This is a genomic window from Vibrio sp. SCSIO 43086 (genome assembly GCF_051132235.1).
Taxonomy (GTDB): domain Bacteria; phylum Pseudomonadota; class Gammaproteobacteria; order Enterobacterales; family Vibrionaceae; genus Vibrio; species Vibrio diabolicus.
In genome coordinates this window covers 511873-530208 of sequence record NZ_CP072677.1, presented here as the reverse complement: position 1 = coordinate 530208, position 18336 = coordinate 511873, and the positions used below count along the sequence as shown (strand labels likewise).

Genomic DNA, 18336 nt, shown 5'->3' with positions numbered 1-18336 from the left:
TTGTTATACCCCTAGTTTCCAACCTAAAGTACGCATCACGTCAGAGAATACACCCGCAGCCGTTACCTCAGTACCTGCGCCATAGCCACGCAACACAAGTGGGATTGGCTGGTAGTAACGGCTGTAAAATGCCAGTGCGTTTTCACCGTCTTTGATTTTATACATCGGATCGTTTTCATCCACCGCAGCAATGCTTACTGTGCACTTGCCCTCGTTAATTTCACCAACGTAACGCAGTACTTTGCCTTCTTTTGCTGCTTTAGCTGATAACTCTTTGAAGTAGGCGTCCGCTTCTGGGAGACGCGCCATAAACTCATCAACACTGCCTGAATCATCAAAACCTGGCGGTAGCGCTTGGTCAACAACAACATCTTCAAGCTCTAGTGACATGCCCGCTTCACGAGCTAGGATCAACAACTTACGCGCGACATCCATACCAGACAGATCATCACGAGGATCTGGTTCAGTAAAGCCATTTTCTTTTGCGATATTCGTCGCTTCACTTAAGCTCATTCCTTCATCTAACTTACCGAAAATATAAGAAAGAGAACCGGAAAGAATACCGCTGAAACGCTCCAGTTCATCGCCTGCAGAAATTAGGTTTTGCAAGTTTTCAATAACCGGTAGGCCTGCACCTACGGTTGTTTCATACATCAATTTACGACGGGAGCTACGAGCCACATCGCGAAGCTGATGGTAGTACGCCATGCTTGCTGTGTTTGCTTTTTTGTTTGGTGTTACAACATGAAAACCTGCCGCTAGGAAGTCGGCGTATTGTTTAGCAATGTCTTCACTGGAAGTACAATCAACCAATACAGGGTTGATAATATGATTGCGTTGTACCAAAGAAATCAGACGCGCTAGGCTGAATTCTTCTGTGGCTGCTGACATACGATCACGCCAGTGCTCGAGCGGTAAGCCTTCGCTATCAAGCAACAGACCTTTGCTGTTTGCTAAGCCACAAACTCGAATCACAATGCCTTTCTCAGCCAGTTTGACTTGTTGGCGCTCGATCTGATCCACCAGCTCGCCACCCACACCACCAACACCAACAACGAACACATCGAGGAAGTGTTTCGAGTTGAATAGGTTTTCGTGACACGCTTTGATCGCCTCAGAAATTTTGTCTTCTGGAATAACGGCAGAAATCGCACGTTCTGATGAGCCTTGTGCTATCGCCACGATATTCACGTTCACTTCAGCAAGAGAAGAGAAGAAGCGAGAAGCCACACCACGCGATGTGCGCATACCGTCACCAACAAGCGTAATGATTGAAACATTATCAATAAACTCGACCGGTTCTAGTAAGCCATCTTTCAGTTCTAGCTCGAACGCATCTGCCAGCACTTGCTGCGCTTTCGCTTTATCTTCAGCCTCAATACAGAAGCTGATGCTGTATTCAGAAGAAGACTGAGTGATCAGAACAATAGATACACCAGCAGACGACATCGCACCGAATACACGACTCGCCATGCCTACCATGCCTTTCATACCAGGGCCTGATACGTTAACCATGGTTAGGTCGTTAAGTGTTGTAATACCTTTGATCGCAAGATTATCTTCACCAGTATCTTGGCCGATAAGAGTACCTGCACCTTGAGGGTTAAAGCTATTTTTGATCAGACATGGAATGTGGAATTGAGCAATAGGGGCGATGGTTTTCGGGTGCAGAACGGAAGCACCAAAATAAGAAAGCTCCATCGCTTCTTGGTAGCTTAGTGATTTAAGTAGGCGAGCATCTTCGACTAAACGTGGGTCACAGTTGTATACACCATCAACGTCGGTCCAGATTTCACAACAGTCTGCACGTAAGCAAGCTGCAAGAACCGCTGCCGAGTAGTCAGAGCCATTACGACCAAGCGTGACAAGCTCTCCTTTTTCGTTGCCAGCTGTAAAGCCCGGCATAATGTTCACATGACCCTGAGGAAGGGGTTTTTGACGGAAGTTTTGCGTTGAAATATCCACATCAACCATAGCTTCAAGATGATCACCTTGGGCATACAGATACTCGACAGGATCGATCAAGCTCGCTTGTTGTCCTTTCGCCTCCAAGACAGCTTTCATCAACTGAATGGAAACACGCTCACCTTTACTAATAATGCGCGCATTTACGTTGTTTGGGCACATACCTAATAGATTGATGCCGTGAACAAATTGACGTAATTGAGATAGCGAGGTTTTCACTTGGTTATCGAAAGCTGAGCCATCAATATTGGGTAGTACTGCTTGGATTTGAGTGAATAGCGTTTTAAACGATTCATCCAACTCTTTGATTTGCAGCTCTGCTTCACCATTGCGCAACGCGCCTTCAATGACCGCAACCAACTTATTTGTTGTTTTACCTGGGGCTGAAAGAACAACCGCCACTTCTTCTTGTTGAGCGTTATTAGCAATGATGTCTGCCGCTCTTAAAAAGCGATCTGCATCAGCTAGTGATGAACCGCCAAACTTCAATACTCGCATCCCTTCCTCCGGTATATCTTCTCAAACTTGTCTAAATTCTGGATAAAAAAGCATAAAAAAAGGCCTGTATCTTGTTGGATACAGGCCTTTTTTGTGAATTTCTTTCGCTCAGCAGCCTGCCCCAACATGTGTCGTGTCGGTAATAATAATGGTCGTGGTCATTACTACTAGGCTGTTAGATGGCATAAATAAATATTCAACGTTAATTGTGTTTGCTTAACTCTACGTTTACCGAGTTTCCGATTCATAGTCAACAAAAAATTGTTTGTTTTTCAGTCTTACAGCGATTTCTGCTAAGCAATCTTATTGATATTTAAAGCTAATTGGATGTTATTGCTCGTTAGGAAATCTGTCGCTAATTTTTGTAGGGGGCTCATCCCATCGTCATCAGCCTCACTTTTTACTCCATAACTAGTCTGATCTTCGTCATAAAGCGTAAGATCAAATTATGAAAGGGAGTTGTTGACACTTAACAACAACTTAACTGTGACCTATGTTCACAGGATCGAATTATTTAGAAAATAGGTGAGCTAGCTTTCATATTCTATGCTTTAATAGTGAGAAGCTTTGGGCACATACTAATAAAAAAGTTGACACAAGGAGTGGTGAGCATGAAAAGAGGGCTTTTTCTGTTGCTGTTTTTTGTGCCTGGCGTTTGTCTAGCAAACGAGCTTCCGCCTCTTCCAGGCAAAACATCCCCTTCTCCTCATAAACTATTTATTTCCAGCGACAGCTATCAATCTGACAGTTTCGATGTTTGGAATATCGACACGGGTTATGCGTACGAACTCTTTGACTCAGTAGACGTTTACGTCGGTGCACGAGTCAACAACTCTCCAACCCAAAACCAAAGCGGTTTTTTGAGTGGGATCAGCTATCACTTCAATGATCGTGTCACACTAAAAAGTACGGTTCGCTCTTACAAGAATGAGACTGCGGAAGGTATCCGCCAAGAAGACAGCAGCCTCGCAGCTGAAGTCTCAAGTCGCGTAAAAATCACCGATAAACTGGATCTTCACGCGACTCTTGATTACCAAGATTGGCAACAAGGTATTGAGGTAGGTTTAGGCTTTCGTTTTTAGAAATCTAATTTTTGCTTTGAAATCAACACACCATTCCAATCAGCGTACACATAATGCTTCGGCTGCACGATTTGGTTTTGCATCGTTAAGGTCACATTGACCTCTCCCATACCTCGCTTCTCTGTCTTAAACGGATTGGTACCAAGTGCTTGCACGCCAATGTCCATCTGAGATATTTGTGCTACGTCGCGTATTGCACCATAGACAATAATGCCTTCCCACCCATTTTCTATTCCGAGTATTGCTAATTGATCGCCAAGCAATGCTTTCTGACACGAACCATGTCCGTCAACAATCAATACTTTCCCCGTTCCATCTTCGCCCAGTACTTCACGTACTTTTGAGTTGTCGTGATAGCAACGCACTGTGACAATTTCTCCGTAAAAAGCGGTGCGTTGACCAAAGTTCTGCAGTGGCAAAGTAAGCAGGGTAACTTGGTCTTCAAATTGGTCACAAATATCGGGTGTAATGTCTCTCATATTTCCTCCGTGAATTTTCTCACCCAAGCAGTGCTTCGGTGAGTAGTATCCTTTCCTATACGAGTCGAGGCTTAAGGGAGCCTAACTTATGCAACACTTTCGGCTGTGAGCACGCAATAAGGTAAAGTTGATCATCAATGACGTAGTAAATCGCGTTTTGTTGAAAGTCATTCGCCAATGCGACCGCCGCCTCTGGTGATAACTCGACGGCAAAGCTTTCCTCATACCATGTAAAAGAGCTGTCACCTACTGTGATAGGCGCGTAATTAACGTGCTGTAGCAGTGTTTCTAATGCTTGATTGCTTATGCAGTTCTCTTCTTTGGACCGCAAATTACTGTATGGGTTCCAAGCGGTTATCACAGCGTAGTTTGAAACGCACCACTCGGCCTCGAATCTGAAAAAAGATTCTGAATAAGCATTCCATAACGATGCGTCTATGTTCGTATTACTTTTTTCTATCATAAGTCTTAAACGATTAATAACAGTTACATTTCATCAATTGATATAAATCAACAAACTGAATGGAATTAACATTTGAGCATTGTTAGCATGCTGTTAACAATATAAAATCCGCTCCATATCTTAGGGTGTTTACGTTTCAGGCCCCACAGAAAGCAGGAAATGAAAGGTAAACAAGCCCTTTAGAATAAACGTCGCCATTGGATACTGGTGAGTTGGCAAAATTCCATGGAGGGCGGATAACTGAAAGAAGTGTTTTTTTGATCAACTTGATTTATTATCAAAATCACATTACCTGTATGTTATATTTTTGCCTAGAATTTATTCTATTAGCACAATTTTGTCACAAATTTAGGTACCGCCAATGCAAACCCCGCAGATTCTTATCGTTGAAGATGAGCAAGTAACTCGTAACACTCTTAAGAGTATTTTTGAAGCAGAGGGATACGCTGTTTTTGAAGCCAGTGACGGTGAAGAGATGCACCAAGTGTTGTCTGACAACTCAGTCAACTTGGTTATTATGGACATTAATCTTCCAGGCAAGAATGGCCTTCTGTTAGCGCGTGAACTACGCGAACAAGCGAACATTGCTTTAATGTTCCTGACAGGCCGTGACAATGAAGTGGACAAGATCCTAGGTCTTGAGATTGGTGCAGATGACTACATCACTAAACCATTCAACCCACGTGAACTGACTATTCGTGCTCGCAACCTACTTAGCCGCTCAATGAGCTCTAACGCGGTGCAAGAAGAGAAACGCTCAGTAGAAAAGTATGAATTCAATGGTTGGGTACTGGACATCAACAGCCGCTCTCTAGTAAGCCCTGCTGGTGATAGCTACAAGCTCCCTCGCTCTGAGTTCCGAGCTCTACTGCACTTCTGTGAGAACCCAGGTAAGATTCAAACTCGTGCCGATCTTCTTAAGAAGATGACTGGCCGTGAACTTAAGCCGCATGACCGTACTGTAGACGTAACGATTCGTCGTATTCGTAAACACTTTGAGTCTGTTTCAGGTACTCCTGAAATCATCGCGACTATCCACGGCGAAGGTTACCGCTTCTGTGGCGATCTAGAAGACTAATTGAATCGCTAATACGCAAAGGGCTTGCTCATTGAGCAAGCCCTTTTATTTTGGGTTTAGCAATTAGCGGACAATCACTGAATCTAATAAACCTTGTTAATCTTCACGTACTTTTCCACTAACCAGCGCTGTTTACCTGCGTCGTCTAAAAGTACCGCGATATCAACCGATTTTTCTGTGTCCGCGTCTACCTGAGACGTGAAGGCTACTTCCCATTGGCTCTCACTATGAGTTCGAGTTTCTAAAGAGTCTTCATCCACCCACCACTCTTTTTCCCCTTGCTTGATGATAAGCGCTTCGGCAGTCAGGTTGGCTGGGAGTAATTGGTCTCCTTCAAGGTAAAGTGATCCTTGAATGCTTTGCTCTTGCACTTCCCCAACGGTCGGCATCAGGTTCACCCATACGTTACTTTTGAGCTCGACATTCACCTGGTTAATCGTAATCTGACTGTTTTGTTGCCAGTTCACACTTGGAACGGAACTGCAGCCTGCCATCAATGCTATAACCAACGCCAACGGTGCGATTTTTTTCATGTTATTTCCTTTGTTCCAACCAACTTTTGAGGACTTGAATATCGTTTTGGTATTCATTTTTGATCTCTTCAACCCAGTCTGAAATGTTTTCCCACCATGCTGGCATATCGGGAGATTGCGCTTTCTGCGCCACACTTTGGATACGTTTGAGGCCAATCGAACCTGCAGCACCTTTAATTTTATGCGCTTCAGAAACAATCCCATCTTGATCTTTTGCCGTCATGTTTGAGTCTAAGACATCAATATAGTCTGGCATCATGTCTTCAAACATTTTTATGCTGTCGTAGACCGGCTTGGCACCAACAATGTCGACGTAAGACTCTAACATATCCATATCGAGCAAGTGTGTCTCAATCACAGGAGAAGGAGTCGGCTCTTCCACTGTTTCTGGAACGCTCTCAGGTTGCTCTTGCTGCTCTACCTGATGCGCGAAGAATTTATCAATTACAGACTGAATGGCGTTCACAGCAAGCGGTTTACTGATGGCATCATCCATGCCGTTATCTAAGTATTCACGACGATCTTTCATCACATTAGCTGTTAGGGCGACCAATGGAGGCAGATTGTTATAATGCTCGCGATAATAATTTGCGACATCAAACCCCGTCATATCAGGCAGCTGAATATCCAACAACGCCAAGTCATATTTTTCTGGCACAAAGTTCACGAGCGCTTCTTGTCCCGTCATCGCCACGGTAACGGAGTGCCCTAAGCTCTCAAGCAACGATTTGGCAACAGTGACGTTAAGCTCAATGTCTTCGACCATAAAGATGTTGAGATGCATATTGTCGCGTTTTGCATCAATGACAGGTTCTTCAAGTTCCACAATAGGAACGTGAATCGATACGGTAAAAGTACTACCAAAACCCTCTTCACTAGCGACAGTAATGTCACCATCCATCATATTGATCAGCTGTTTTGACACCGCCAGGCCTATACCAGTCCCGACAGCATGTAGGTTGTCTTTACCTGATTTCACTTGGTAATACATGGCGAAGATTTTATCGAGCTCATCTTCCGGTATACCAATACCTGTGTCTTCCACTTCCATAATAATGGTGGCAAAATCGTCTTCTACATCCGCGCTCACCGTCATCACAACGCCACCTTCTTTGGTAAACTTCATTGCGTTGCTGACCAAGTTCCAAATTACCTGACGCAAACGGGTCGCATCCACTTCAATTGCTTTTGGTAAATCACTCAAACGTTCTAAGTCAAAACGCAGCCCTTTTTGCTCCGCCATCAAAGCAGAGATGCTTTCAATCTCAGCGACGAAGTCTTCGAAGTTAAGTGGCGCAGGTAATAGTTCTAGCTTGCGGCGATCAAACTTATCCATATCGATAATATCGTTGAAGATGTTTCCTAGCGTAATCGCACTCACATTGATGGTCTGCATGTGTTTGCGCTGCTCTTCTGTCAACGGACTATCGAGAAGCATGCGACTTAAACCCACAATGCCATTTAGTGGCGTTCGCAGTTCATGACTGATGGTTGAGATGAAAGTAGTCTTATCACGGCTTGCTTTCTCTAACGACTCTTCATGACGTTTACGTTCAGTGATATCACGGCCAAAACCTACCAATCCAAGGTGACGACCATCTTTGCTGTAAAACGGCACTTTACGCAGTTCAAAGTAGTGCTTGCGTCCATCAGGATACTCTAGCCACTGCTCGTAAGTGATGGCTTGATTATCGGCGAAGACCTTTTGGTCAGTATCAACGATGTGCTCAGCGATTTCTTTGCTATACACATCCCAAGGGCTTAATCCGACCAACTGGTGCTCTTTCTTGCCTGTTAGCTCTTCCATTGCCCGGTTACAACCGGAGAACACACCATCGGCATTGCGGTAGTAAATTAAGTCTGGCGAGGCATCAATAAATGAACGCAGTAGTGCAGTGCGTTCCGCCAGCTCTAACTGAGTACGCTCTCGTTGGAACACCTCGTTTTCGAGATCTTGCATCGCCTCTTCTCGAGCTTCTTCTGCTTTAATGCGCTCTTCAATTTCTTGGTTGAGCTTTTCGATGTTTTGTTGCAGTTGATAATTCAGTTCTTGGTCTCGCGAGCGCATGTCTTTCAGTTTGGACACCAACTTGGTTAAACGCTGGCGAGACTCTTCTAGCTGATCAACAACAACAGAAAGAAAATAAACCGCCCAAGGTGTAATCAAGAGACCAAAAAACACCGAACGGACAATGTCGATATCGTCGACTCGCCCCTTGAGAGCTAAAGTAATCCCCACCTGCACCACAACGGCTAATGCCACCAGCGCAAGGGCCAGCAAAATCGAGAAACGAACAATCCCCAGTTTGACTAGCAAGTCGACATAATACTGGGCGAGATTTTTCATGGGTTTCATTAACTACTCCATGGTGCTGGCTAGATGTTGCCCTTCAATGATAAAAAACGAGCAGACATATTCGGCCTAACGCAATTTAGGTCTGTGTGATTAGTGAAAAATACGTAGTGCGAACTGCGCTTGCTAAACAAGATAAAAAGATAAGTTAACCAACAAACGCACAGGCTTCGGTAAGTTTAACGTGTTTAATACGGCGATTTAAACAATCAGCTATCAACTTAGAGCAAGCGGTCACAAAGCGTTAGCAAGAACTTGGGTGAATACAGGTGCGATTACGTCCATCCGCTTTGGCTTGGTATAGCGCACTGTCAGCCATGGCAATACCCATTTCCGGTTCATCACCATGTTGAGGAATATAAGAGACAAGACCGATACTGACCGTGAGACGTTCCGATGCTTCTGAGCTGTCGTGCTCCATATCGAGTTGTCGAATTTGTTCATGAATACGCTGCGCTACATTGCTCGCGCCTTCCGTTGTGGTATTCGGCAGGATAAACCCAAACTCCTCACCACCATAACGCGCAACACAATCCGAAGAGCGATTGATGACTTTTGTGAATACGGTAGCAACACTGACCAATGCTTCATCACCTTGCTGATGGCCGTAACAGTCGTTGTAATCTTTGAAAAAGTCGATGTCACACAACATGATAGTGAGCGGCAGCTTTTCGCGGGCATGGTGGTACCATAGTACCTGCAGTTGTTCATCGAAGCGGCGTCGGTTCGATACCTGAGTTAAGCTGTCCATAAAGCTCAACTTTTCTAACTCTAAATTGGCTCTCTCCAACTTTTGTTCGGCAAGGTAACGTTCAGAAATATCACGCGCCATGATCAGCACACCATTCGTTCCTGAAGCTTTATCTTTAAAAGGCGATTTCACCACATCAAACCAAGTACTTTTGCCATCACTGCTAACGACTTTATCTATGTATCGGACAGGCTCTGACTGACGCAATGCATCTAAATCACTAGCAGCTAAGCGAGCGTACATCTCTTCAGGAATGACATCTTGAAGGCGCTTACCAATCAAATCAGACACGTCTGAAATACCTAATGCATTAACGAACGGTTTATTACACGCTTGATAGACCATATTCTCATTGAAGATACCGATAGAGTCAGGGCTAGCGTCAAGAATAGTCTGTAAGATGGTATCCCTTTGCGCCAACGCAACTTCTGTATCTTTACGGCGCTCCATTTCATCTCTCAGGTTCTGCTGCATTTTGTGCCACTCGGTCACATCATGACTAATGGATAATGTACCGATCAGCTCACCACTCGGTGACACAAGGGAATTTTGATTCACTTCCAATAAGCAACTGCGACCTTGTGGATCCGTCGTCCACTTGCGCTCACTCTTTCTGCTAGCCTCACCCATGGAAACCTTTGATGCGCAGGCTTCTTCCCTTCGCCCTTCCCAAAATTGATCAAATGCTCGGTTCGTCGTTAATAAATTCCCTTGGCGATCTTGGGTACAAATTAACTCAGAGAGTGAGTCTAGTGCCGAACGAGCAATCGTTAATTGCGCAAGCTCTTGTTGCTGCTCTTGATGAGTGGCTTGATATGGCTGCGCGTAGATGATCCAAACACGGTGATTGCGCAGCAAACTCTTTCTTCCTGACAACTCCACCTTGATAGATTCGCTTTCAGATAAGCGCCAATCAAATACCTGCTGGCTAAAATGACGACTAGAGACACTGTCGAGAAACGACTCAAGCTCACGAATATCGAATAAAGCGGGATACAAATATCCCGTACCTAAAGAGCGAATACCTAATAACTGCATCGCAGCTTGGTTAGATAACAAGATCTGAGCATGGCCACTATCCAGCACTATGACTGGATAGGGTGAATCCGTTACGAGTTGCTTAAGTGATGTTTGAAAGTGCAAATAGATCAGTGCTAACGCGCACACGCTAGCAATTAATAACAAGACGACATAGCCATAACCGCCTTGACCATCCCAAAGCCAATTTAGTAACTGATCCATCGTTTAAACCTTTAAAGAAAACTGGTTAAAATATATCAGTTATTTATTGAGCGATCTGCTATTAATTCCGGTTTAGTATAGATAAAAGCGTTTCCCGTTAGGCTTCCTTGAGCACCATGTTCACTGAGGGCTCGACCAATTTCAGTCATCGCCAACCAGCGATTTTCACACCACAGTGGCGATAATAAGGTAGGTCTACGAGCTGCTGATGAAACGCGATGGTAAATCACGTCCGGTGGCGTCATACGAATCATCTCACTGGCAATTGCGACATATTCTTCTAGCTCTGGCGCCTCTAACCGTCCTGCACGCCACGCTTTCGCCATGGTGCTGCCTTCCACAATATGCAAGCCATGTAACTTAATGCCATCCGTGCCCACGGCTAACACTTTTTGCAGCGTCTCAATATTATCGTCGCGGCTTTCTTTCGGTAATCCAACAATTAAATGAGTACAAACCTTGATTCCGAGTGTTCGCGCGCGCTTAGTGATTTCGGCATAACATTCGAAATCATGACCGCGATTGATGCGCTTAAGGGTGTCGTTATTAGCGGTTTGAAGTCCTAACTCTAGCCAAATTTCATAACCTTGCTGTACATAGTCAGACAGCAAATCTAATACGGCATCAGGCACGCAATCTGGACGAGTCCCGACACACAATCCCACAATATCAGCCGCTTTTAGTGCTTCTTCATACATATTTTTCAGCACTTGCACTTCCGCATAAGTACTGGTGTAAGCCTGAAAATAAGCGAGATACTTCTTCGCTCGATGAATTTCGCCCGCACGATCTTTCAACTGATCGTGAATACTCTTTATCTGTACTTCTTCATCCGCAAACGAAGCCACATTACAAAAAGTACATCCTCCCCGACCAATAGTGCCATCTCGGTTAGGGCAACTAAATCCACCGTGCAACGTTAGTTTATGGACTTTTTCACCGTATCGACGCTGAAGATCTTGGCCGATTGTATTGACCAACTCATGTAACTGCATAAATTCTCACCAACAATGAACCGTAATCAATCTCACTACGATCTGTGTAAATAAATTACATCCCTGCAAGAAAAAACACACAATACTAGTCAATTCAAACAAACATCATACGGCTCAAAATCAATAAACCTGCATAAATACAGATAAAAAACGTTCATGTTGCGTAAATGTTAAACTAAAAATGCATAATTAAACGAAAAAATTGGGTCACAACGTCGACTTTTTCATTGCATTCTGAAGTGACAAAATTGTAGGATACTTACACAACCCCGTTATTTTTGTGACTTTTATTACAAAGTACACTGCGGGATTTGTCGGTGTTATCCCACTCCTACCTATATAAATCACTAAATAGTGGCAATAAATAAAGGGATACCACCAAGGATTGTTTTTCTCGCAAAACTTTTCCTGCGAGATACGGAAAGGAATCAAGATCGGTCAACCTAGATCGGTGGCGATAATAAATATAAAGGACAAGACGTAATCAATGGTCTAGGTGGCATTTGCCTGCCTGGTGCTTTTGCGTCGACATTGAACTGGAAGGATGTATCTATGGTAGATAGAGAGCAAAATCCACAGGGTCTATATACTCCTGAATTGGAGCATGACGCGTGTGGTATCGGTTTTGTTGCTCACCTTAAAAACCGTAAATCTCATGAAGTAGTGACTCAAGCATTGGATATGCTAGCTCGCATGGAGCACCGTGGTGGTCAAGGTTGTGATCCATGCAGCGGTGATGGTGCGGGTATCTTGCTACAAAAACCTCATGAATTCCTATTAGAAGAGGCCGTAAAGCTCGGCATTAAACTGCCTTCATTTGAAAAGTATGGTGTGGGTGTCGTACTTTTCCCGAAAGACGAATACAAACGCGAGCAATGCCGTGACATTCTAGAACGCAACGCTCAGCGTCTAGACCTTGAAGTTATTGGCTACCGCGTTTTGCCAACCGATAACTCGATGATCGGTGCCGACCCGCTAAGCACAGAACCTCAGTTTGAGCATGTGTTTATCTCTGGTGGTCCAGGTATCACACCTGAAGAGCTAGAGCGCAAACTGTACGTACTTCGTAACTACACTGTACGTGTTTGCCTAGAAAGCGTTTCGAACATTGGTGATGACTTCTACATTAACTCAATGTCTTACAAGACATTGGTGTACAAAGGTCAGTTAACGACCGAGCAAGTCCCTCAGTACTTCCTTGATCTGCAAAACCCGACCATGGTGACTGCACTGGCACTGGTACACTCTCGCTTCTCTACCAACACCTTCCCGAAATGGCGTCTTGCACAACCTTTCCGTTACATTGCCCACAACGGTGAAATCAATACAGTTCGAGGTAACTTGAACTGGATGAAAGCCCGTGAGGCGATCATTGAATCCGATCTATTTACCCAAGCTGAAATCGACATGCTGCTTCCTATTTGTCAGGAAGGCAGTTCGGATTCATCTAACTTTGACATGGCACTTGAGCTCCTAGTTCTTTCTGGTCGTAGCCTGCCGCACGCACTGATGATGATGATCCCGGAAGCATGGCAAGAAAACAAAAACATGGATCCTAAGCGTCGCGCGTTCTATCAGTACCACGCGAACATCATGGAACCATGGGATGGTCCGGCTTCAGTATGTTTTACTGATGGTGTTCAAGTTGGTGCGACACTCGACCGTAACGGTCTGCGCCCTTCTCGCTACACAGTGACCAAAGATAACTTCCTAGTAATGGCATCAGAATCTGGTGTTGTGGATATTGAGCCAGAGAACGTTGAGTTCCGCGGTCGTCTACAACCAGGTCGCATCTTCGTTGCAGACTTAGAGCAAGGTCGCATCATCTCTGATGAAGAAGTGAAAGACACCATCGCAACGGCACAGCCTTACGAAAAGTGGGTAGAAGAAAACCTACTGAGCTTGAAGAAGCTGCCAGATGCGAGCAACCAATTCAGCCAACCTAAGCCAGAACATCTTCTACACCGCCAACAAGCGTTTGGCGTAAGTACTGAAGAAGTGAACGAAATCATCGTTCCAATGGCGAATGATGCGAAAGAGCCATTATCAGCCATGGGTGCAGACTGGCCTCTTGCGGTTCTATCTCATCAGTCTCAACATCTTTCAAACTACTTCAAGCAACTGTTCGCACAGGTAACTAACCCACCGATCGATCCGATCCGTGAGCGTATGGTTATGTCGCTGAACACTTACTTGGGTAAAGACCAAAACCTTCTGACTGAAACACCACTTCACTGTCAGAAAGTAGAATTGGAATCGCCTGTTCTGGCGAACTCTGAGCTTGAGAAACTGCGTGCTATTGACAACGAGCATCTTCAGGCGAAGACACTGGATATCGTATTCCAAGCCAGTGAAGACCAAGGCAAGCTTGAGCGCGCACTAAAACGCATCTGCCAATACGCAGAAGATGCGGTTATTGATGGTTACTCAATCATCCTGCTAACTGACCGTGCAGTGAACTCAAACCACGCCGCTATCCCAGCAATGCTGGCAGTTGGCGCAGTACATCACCACCTGATCCGTAAAGGCCTACGTGCGAAGTGTGACATCGTGGTTGAAACCGGTGACGCGCGTGAAACGCACCACTTTGCAACGCTAATTGGTTACGGTGCCAACGCCGTTAACCCATACCTAGTGATTGAAACCATCATTGAGCTTCAGCGTACGAAGAAGCTGGATCCAGAAGCGAACCCTCGCGATCTGTTCAACAACTACCGTAAAGCGATCAATGGCGGCCTTCTGAAGATCTTCTCGAAGATGGGCATCTCTACGCTACAGTCGTACCATGGTGCGCAAATCTTCGAAGCATTGGGTATCCACAAATCCGTGGTCGACAAATACTTCACAGGTACGGTTTCTCGTATCCAAGGTCTAACCCTTGATGATATCGCCAAAGAAGTACTTATCCGTCACCGCATCGGTTACCCACAACGCGAAATCCCAATTCAAATGCTGGATGTTGGTGGTGTTTACCAATGGAAACAGCGTGGTGAGAAGCACCTATTCAACCCAGAAACCATTTCTCTACTGCAAGAGTCTACGCGCAACAAGAACTACGATCAGTTCAAGCAATACGCGACTGCTGTAGATAAGCAAGGTGACAACGCGGTAACCCTACGTAGCCAACTTGAGTTCATTAAGAACCCAGCTGGTTCTATCTCTATCGACGAAGTCGAGCCAATTGAAAGCATCGTGAAACGCTTCGCGACCGGTGCAATGTCATTCGGTTCTATTTCTTACGAAGCACACTCCACATTGGCTGTTGCGATGAACCGTCTTGGCGCGAAATCGAACTCTGGTGAAGGTGGTGAAGATCCAATGCGTTTCGAGCGCAAAGAGAACGGCGATTGGGAACGCTCTGCAATCAAGCAGGTGGCTTCTGGTCGTTTCGGCGTAACCTCTTACTACCTAACTAACGCTGATGAGCTGCAAATCAAAATGGCTCAAGGTGCGAAACCAGGTGAAGGTGGTCAGCTACCAGGCGATAAAGTAGATGACTGGATCGGTGCAACGCGTCACTCGACTCCAGGCGTAGGTCTTATCTCGCCACCACCACACCACGATATCTACTCAATCGAAGATTTGGCTCAGCTTATCTACGATTTGAAGAACGCGAACCGCGCGGGTCGTGTAAACGTGAAGCTGGTATCGGAAGCTGGCGTAGGTACGATCGCTTCCGGTGTAGCGAAAGCGAAAGCAGACGTTGTACTTATCGCAGGTTTCGACGGTGGTACTGGTGCATCCCCAATGTCTTCAATCCGTCATACTGGTCTTCCTTGGGAACTTGGTTTGGCAGAAACGCACCAAACGCTACTGAAGAACGGTCTACGTAACCGTATCGTGGTTCAAGCAGATGGTCAGATGAAGACACCTCGCGACCTTGCAGTGGCAACACTACTTGGTGCAGAAGAATGGGGCGTGGCAACCGCAGCCTTGGTGGTTGAAGGTTGTATCATGATGCGTAAGTGTCATAAGAACACCTGTCCTGTCGGTATCGCAACTCAGAACAAGACGCTTCGCGAGCGCTTTGATGGCCGCGTAGAAGACGTCGTAACCTTCTTCCAATACATGGCACAAGGTCTACGTGAAATCATGGCTGAACTTGGTTTCCGCACTATCGATGAGATGGTTGGCCAAGGACAGAAACTGAAGATTCGCCAAGACGTTTCTCACTGGAAATACAAGAACCTAGATCTGTCTCCTGTTCTTCACGTTGAGCAACCACGTGAAGCTGATGGTGTATTCAACCAAGCTCAGCAGAACCACAATCTTGAATCGGTACTAGACCGTAAGCTGATTCAAGCGGCGATTCCTGCTCTCGAGAAAGGCGAGGCGGTGAATGCCGAATTCCCTATCGTCAACACTGACCGTTCTGCGGGCACCATGCTGTCGAACGAAATCTCGAAAGTGTACAAAGATGCCGGCCTACCTCGACCAATGAACGTGAAGTTCAAAGGTTCAGCGGGTCAGTCATTCGGCGCATTCCTAGCTAAGGGCGTGAAGTTCGAAGTAGAAGGCGACGCGAACGACTACTGGGGTAAAGGCTTATCTGGCGGTACGTTAGTACTTTACCCAGATGCGAAATCAAGCATTGTCGCAGAAGACAACATCGTGGTTGGTAACGTGTGTTTCTACGGTGCCACTTCGGGTGAGTCTTTCATTCGCGGTATGGCAGGTGAACGTTTCTGTGTTCGTAACTCAGGCGCGAAAGTAGTAGTAGAAGGCGTCGGTGACCACGGTTGTGAATACATGACGGGCGGTGCAGCAATTATCCTTGGTTCAACAGGTCGTAACTTTGCCGCAGGTATGAGTGGCGGCGTGGCTTACGTATGGGATAAATCAGGCGACTTTGAGTCGAAACTGAACCCAGAGTTAGTAGACCTAGATCCAATCGAGCAAGAAGACAGAGATCTATTACTCGACATGCTAACTAAGCATGTTCAATTCACAGGAAGTGAAGTCGCTCAGTCTTTCCTAGACAACTTTGAAGCAAGCCTAGCCTCTATGGTTAAGGTAATGCCGCGTGACTATAAAGCGGTGCTTCAAAAGCGTAAAGCTGAAGCACAGTCTCAAGGAAACGAAACTCAAGTGGAGGCCGTATAATGGGTAAGCCTACTGGATTTTTAGAGCATGGTCGTGAACTACCACAGAAGATCGACCCAGCTGAACGCATCAAGAACAACAAAGAGTTCGTTCTGAACGAGGAATTTGGTGACAAGATCAATACTCAAGCGTCTCGTTGTATGGATTGTGGTGTGCCGTTTTGTCATAACGGCTGCCCTATCGGTAACATCATCCCAGAGTTTAACGATGCGGTTTATCGTGATAGCTGGGAAGAAGCATGGAACATTCTAAGCTCAACCAATAACTTCCCAGAGTTCACTGGTCGTGTTTGCCCTGCTCCATGTGAAAGTGCTTGTGTACTTGGCATCAACCAAGACCCAATCACTATCTGTAATATCGAGAAAACCATCGTAGAAACGGCGTATCGTGAAGGGTACGCCAAGCCAAAAACGCCACGTTCTCGCACTGGTAAAACGGTGGCGATCATTGGATCTGGACCTGCTGGTCTTGCGGCTGCTGAGCAGCTAAACAGCGCAGGCCATACCGTGACAGTATTCGAGCGAGACGAGAAGGTTGGTGGTCTGCTGCGTTTCGGTATTCCAGATTTTAAACTGAGCATGGAAGTCATTGATCGTAAGATCAATCTAATGGCAGAAGCTGGCGTTGAGTTTAAAGTAAACCAACACGTCGGTGTTGATGTAAATGCTCAGCAACTGCGTCAAGAGTTCGATGTGGTTCTACTGACGGGTGGCTCAACGGTTCCACGTGATTTGCCAGTTCCGGGTCGTGAGCTCAAAGGCGTTCACTTCGCAATGGAATTCCTAGGTCAAAACAACCGACGTACAAATAACATGGACCTGAAAACGGAAGAGATTCACGCAAAAGGTAAACATGTGGTTGTCATTGGTGGTGGTGATACCGGTTCAGACTGTGTAGGTACGTCAAACCGTCACGGCGCAGCAAGCGTAACTCAAGTGGAAATCATGCCGATTCCACCAGAGAAGCGCCCAGCCAATATGCCTTGGCCTCAATACCCAATGATCCTACGTACTTCGACCTCTCATGAAGAAGGTGTCGATCGTCACTGGAACATCCTGACCAAAGAGTTCATCGGAAATGACAAAGGTGAAGTCACTGGCCTTCGTCTTGCTGATATCGTTTGGCAAGATGCAAAACCAGGCGAGCGCCCAAGTTTCAAAGAAGTAGAAGGCAGCGAGCGAGTGATCCCATGTGATATGGCATTCCTAGCAATGGGCTTCTTACACCCAGAACCTACAGGCGTGCTTGCTCAACTGGATATCGCGCTAGATGATCGCGGTAACGTAGCAACTCAAGGTTTTGCTACTAACCAAGAAGGCGTATTTGCTGCTGGTGATATGCGAACAGGCCAATCTTTGGTGGTTCGTTGTATCAACGAAGGTCGCGAATGTGCTCGTGCTATCGATGACTACCTAATGGATGGCACAAACCTAGAAGCAAAAGCAGATTCACTGATGCTTTCTGCTTAACGGAAGTATTCACGCTTCCCTCTTTCAATGCCATAAATAGCCATCAGCGATATCGATGGCTATTAGCAAAGAAAGAAAACAATTCCTTCCAATCTTTCTATTTTGACCAGCATTTTATGCTGGTCTTTTTTATTTCCCACAGAATCAAATGTTACTTTTTTGTAACAATCAATTTTCTATCTATTTGAAATCATTAAACTATTTTAGCTTATTAAATGGTAAATCGCATATTCACGTGATTATCCACTAATAACTTGACCTTTTTTACAATAAGCTATAGCTTGTGAAGTTGATGAAAATAAAACACTCAAAAAATGTTAAATAT

General features: G+C 45.4%; 12 protein-coding genes and 1 other annotated feature. Of the genes, 4 read left to right on the top strand and 8 right to left on the bottom strand.

Annotated features, from left to right (window positions below; genetic code table 11):
- Positions 1-3 precede the first annotated feature (3 nt).
- Together thrA and thrL are read right to left on the bottom strand one after the other, a co-directional pair.
- On the bottom strand, positions 4-2463 hold the full coding sequence (gene thrA, locus J8Z23_RS02455; RefSeq protein ID WP_065645164.1) for a bifunctional aspartate kinase/homoserine dehydrogenase I: 2460 nt from the start codon (positions 2461-2463) through the stop codon (positions 4-6).
- 53 nt (positions 2464-2516) lie between these two features.
- Positions 2517-2636: a sequence feature (Thr leader region), on the bottom strand.
- Positions 2572-2649 (bottom strand): thr operon leader peptide, encoded by a 78-nt coding sequence (thrL, locus tag J8Z23_RS02450; protein WP_074192076.1) that lies wholly within the window; start codon positions 2647-2649, stop codon positions 2572-2574. (Overlaps the previous feature by 65 nt.)
- Positions 2650-3074: 425 nt before the next feature.
- Between thrL and J8Z23_RS02445 the strand changes: the two genes are divergently transcribed.
- Entirely contained in the window at positions 3075-3545 is a 471-nt protein-coding gene (locus J8Z23_RS02445) for a ribonuclease regulator (RefSeq protein ID WP_065645163.1), read from the top strand.
- On the opposite strand, the gene J8Z23_RS02440 is transcribed toward J8Z23_RS02445, so the two are convergent.
- Both J8Z23_RS02440 and J8Z23_RS02435 read right to left on the bottom strand, forming a co-directional pair.
- Positions 3542-4024 carry a putative 4-hydroxy-4-methyl-2-oxoglutarate aldolase gene (locus J8Z23_RS02440; RefSeq protein ID WP_005396309.1) on the bottom strand — a complete coding sequence of 161 codons (483 nt, stop codon included), beginning with the start codon at positions 4022-4024 and terminating at the stop codon, positions 3542-3544. The two genes, J8Z23_RS02445 and J8Z23_RS02440, sit on opposite strands and share 4 nt — an antisense overlap.
- A gap of 55 nt (positions 4025-4079) precedes the next feature.
- Positions 4080-4487: a DUF3293 domain-containing protein gene (locus tag J8Z23_RS02435; protein ID WP_031780532.1), complete on the bottom strand. Its 408-nt coding sequence runs from the start codon at positions 4485-4487 to the stop codon at positions 4080-4082.
- Positions 4488-4848: 361 nt separating this feature from the next.
- On the opposite strand from J8Z23_RS02435, the gene arcA reads away from it, so the two are divergent.
- Positions 4849-5565: a two-component system response regulator ArcA gene (arcA, locus tag J8Z23_RS02430; protein ID WP_005381824.1), complete on the top strand. Its 717-nt coding sequence runs from the start codon at positions 4849-4851 to the stop codon at positions 5563-5565.
- A gap of 83 nt (positions 5566-5648) precedes the next feature.
- Here the strand turns inward: arcA and J8Z23_RS02425 are convergent, their stop codons facing one another.
- The 4 genes from J8Z23_RS02425 to J8Z23_RS02410 form a co-directional block, all read right to left on the bottom strand.
- Complete coding sequence (locus J8Z23_RS02425; protein WP_104971276.1) at positions 5649-6098, bottom strand: hypothetical protein; 450 nt, start codon at positions 6096-6098, stop codon at positions 5649-5651.
- Position 6099: 1 nt separating this feature from the next.
- Positions 6100-8454, bottom strand: coding sequence for an aerobic respiration two-component sensor histidine kinase ArcB (gene arcB, locus J8Z23_RS02420; RefSeq protein ID WP_047009095.1), 2355 nt, complete (start codon positions 8452-8454; stop codon positions 6100-6102).
- Between the two features lie 241 nt (positions 8455-8695).
- On the bottom strand, positions 8696-10444 hold the full coding sequence (locus J8Z23_RS02415) for a sensor domain-containing diguanylate cyclase (RefSeq protein ID WP_225461792.1): 1749 nt from the start codon (positions 10442-10444) through the stop codon (positions 8696-8698).
- A 35-nt stretch (positions 10445-10479) separates the two neighbouring features.
- Positions 10480-11439, bottom strand: a complete 960-nt coding sequence (locus J8Z23_RS02410; protein ID WP_134647764.1) for a TIGR01212 family radical SAM protein — start codon at positions 11437-11439, stop codon at positions 10480-10482.
- A 552-nt stretch (positions 11440-11991) separates the two neighbouring features.
- Between J8Z23_RS02410 and gltB the strand changes: the two genes are divergently transcribed.
- Together gltB and J8Z23_RS02400 are read left to right on the top strand one after the other, a co-directional pair.
- The gene (gltB, locus tag J8Z23_RS02405) at positions 11992-16542 is read left to right on the top strand and encodes a glutamate synthase large subunit (RefSeq protein ID WP_434634775.1); all 4551 of its coding nucleotides are present in this window, start codon (positions 11992-11994) and stop codon (positions 16540-16542) included.
- Positions 16542-18011 (top strand): glutamate synthase subunit beta, encoded by a 1470-nt coding sequence (locus J8Z23_RS02400; RefSeq protein ID WP_434634772.1) that lies wholly within the window; start codon positions 16542-16544, stop codon positions 18009-18011. The genes gltB and J8Z23_RS02400 overlap by 1 nt, the downstream gene beginning before the upstream one ends.
- Positions 18012-18336 lie beyond the last annotated feature (325 nt).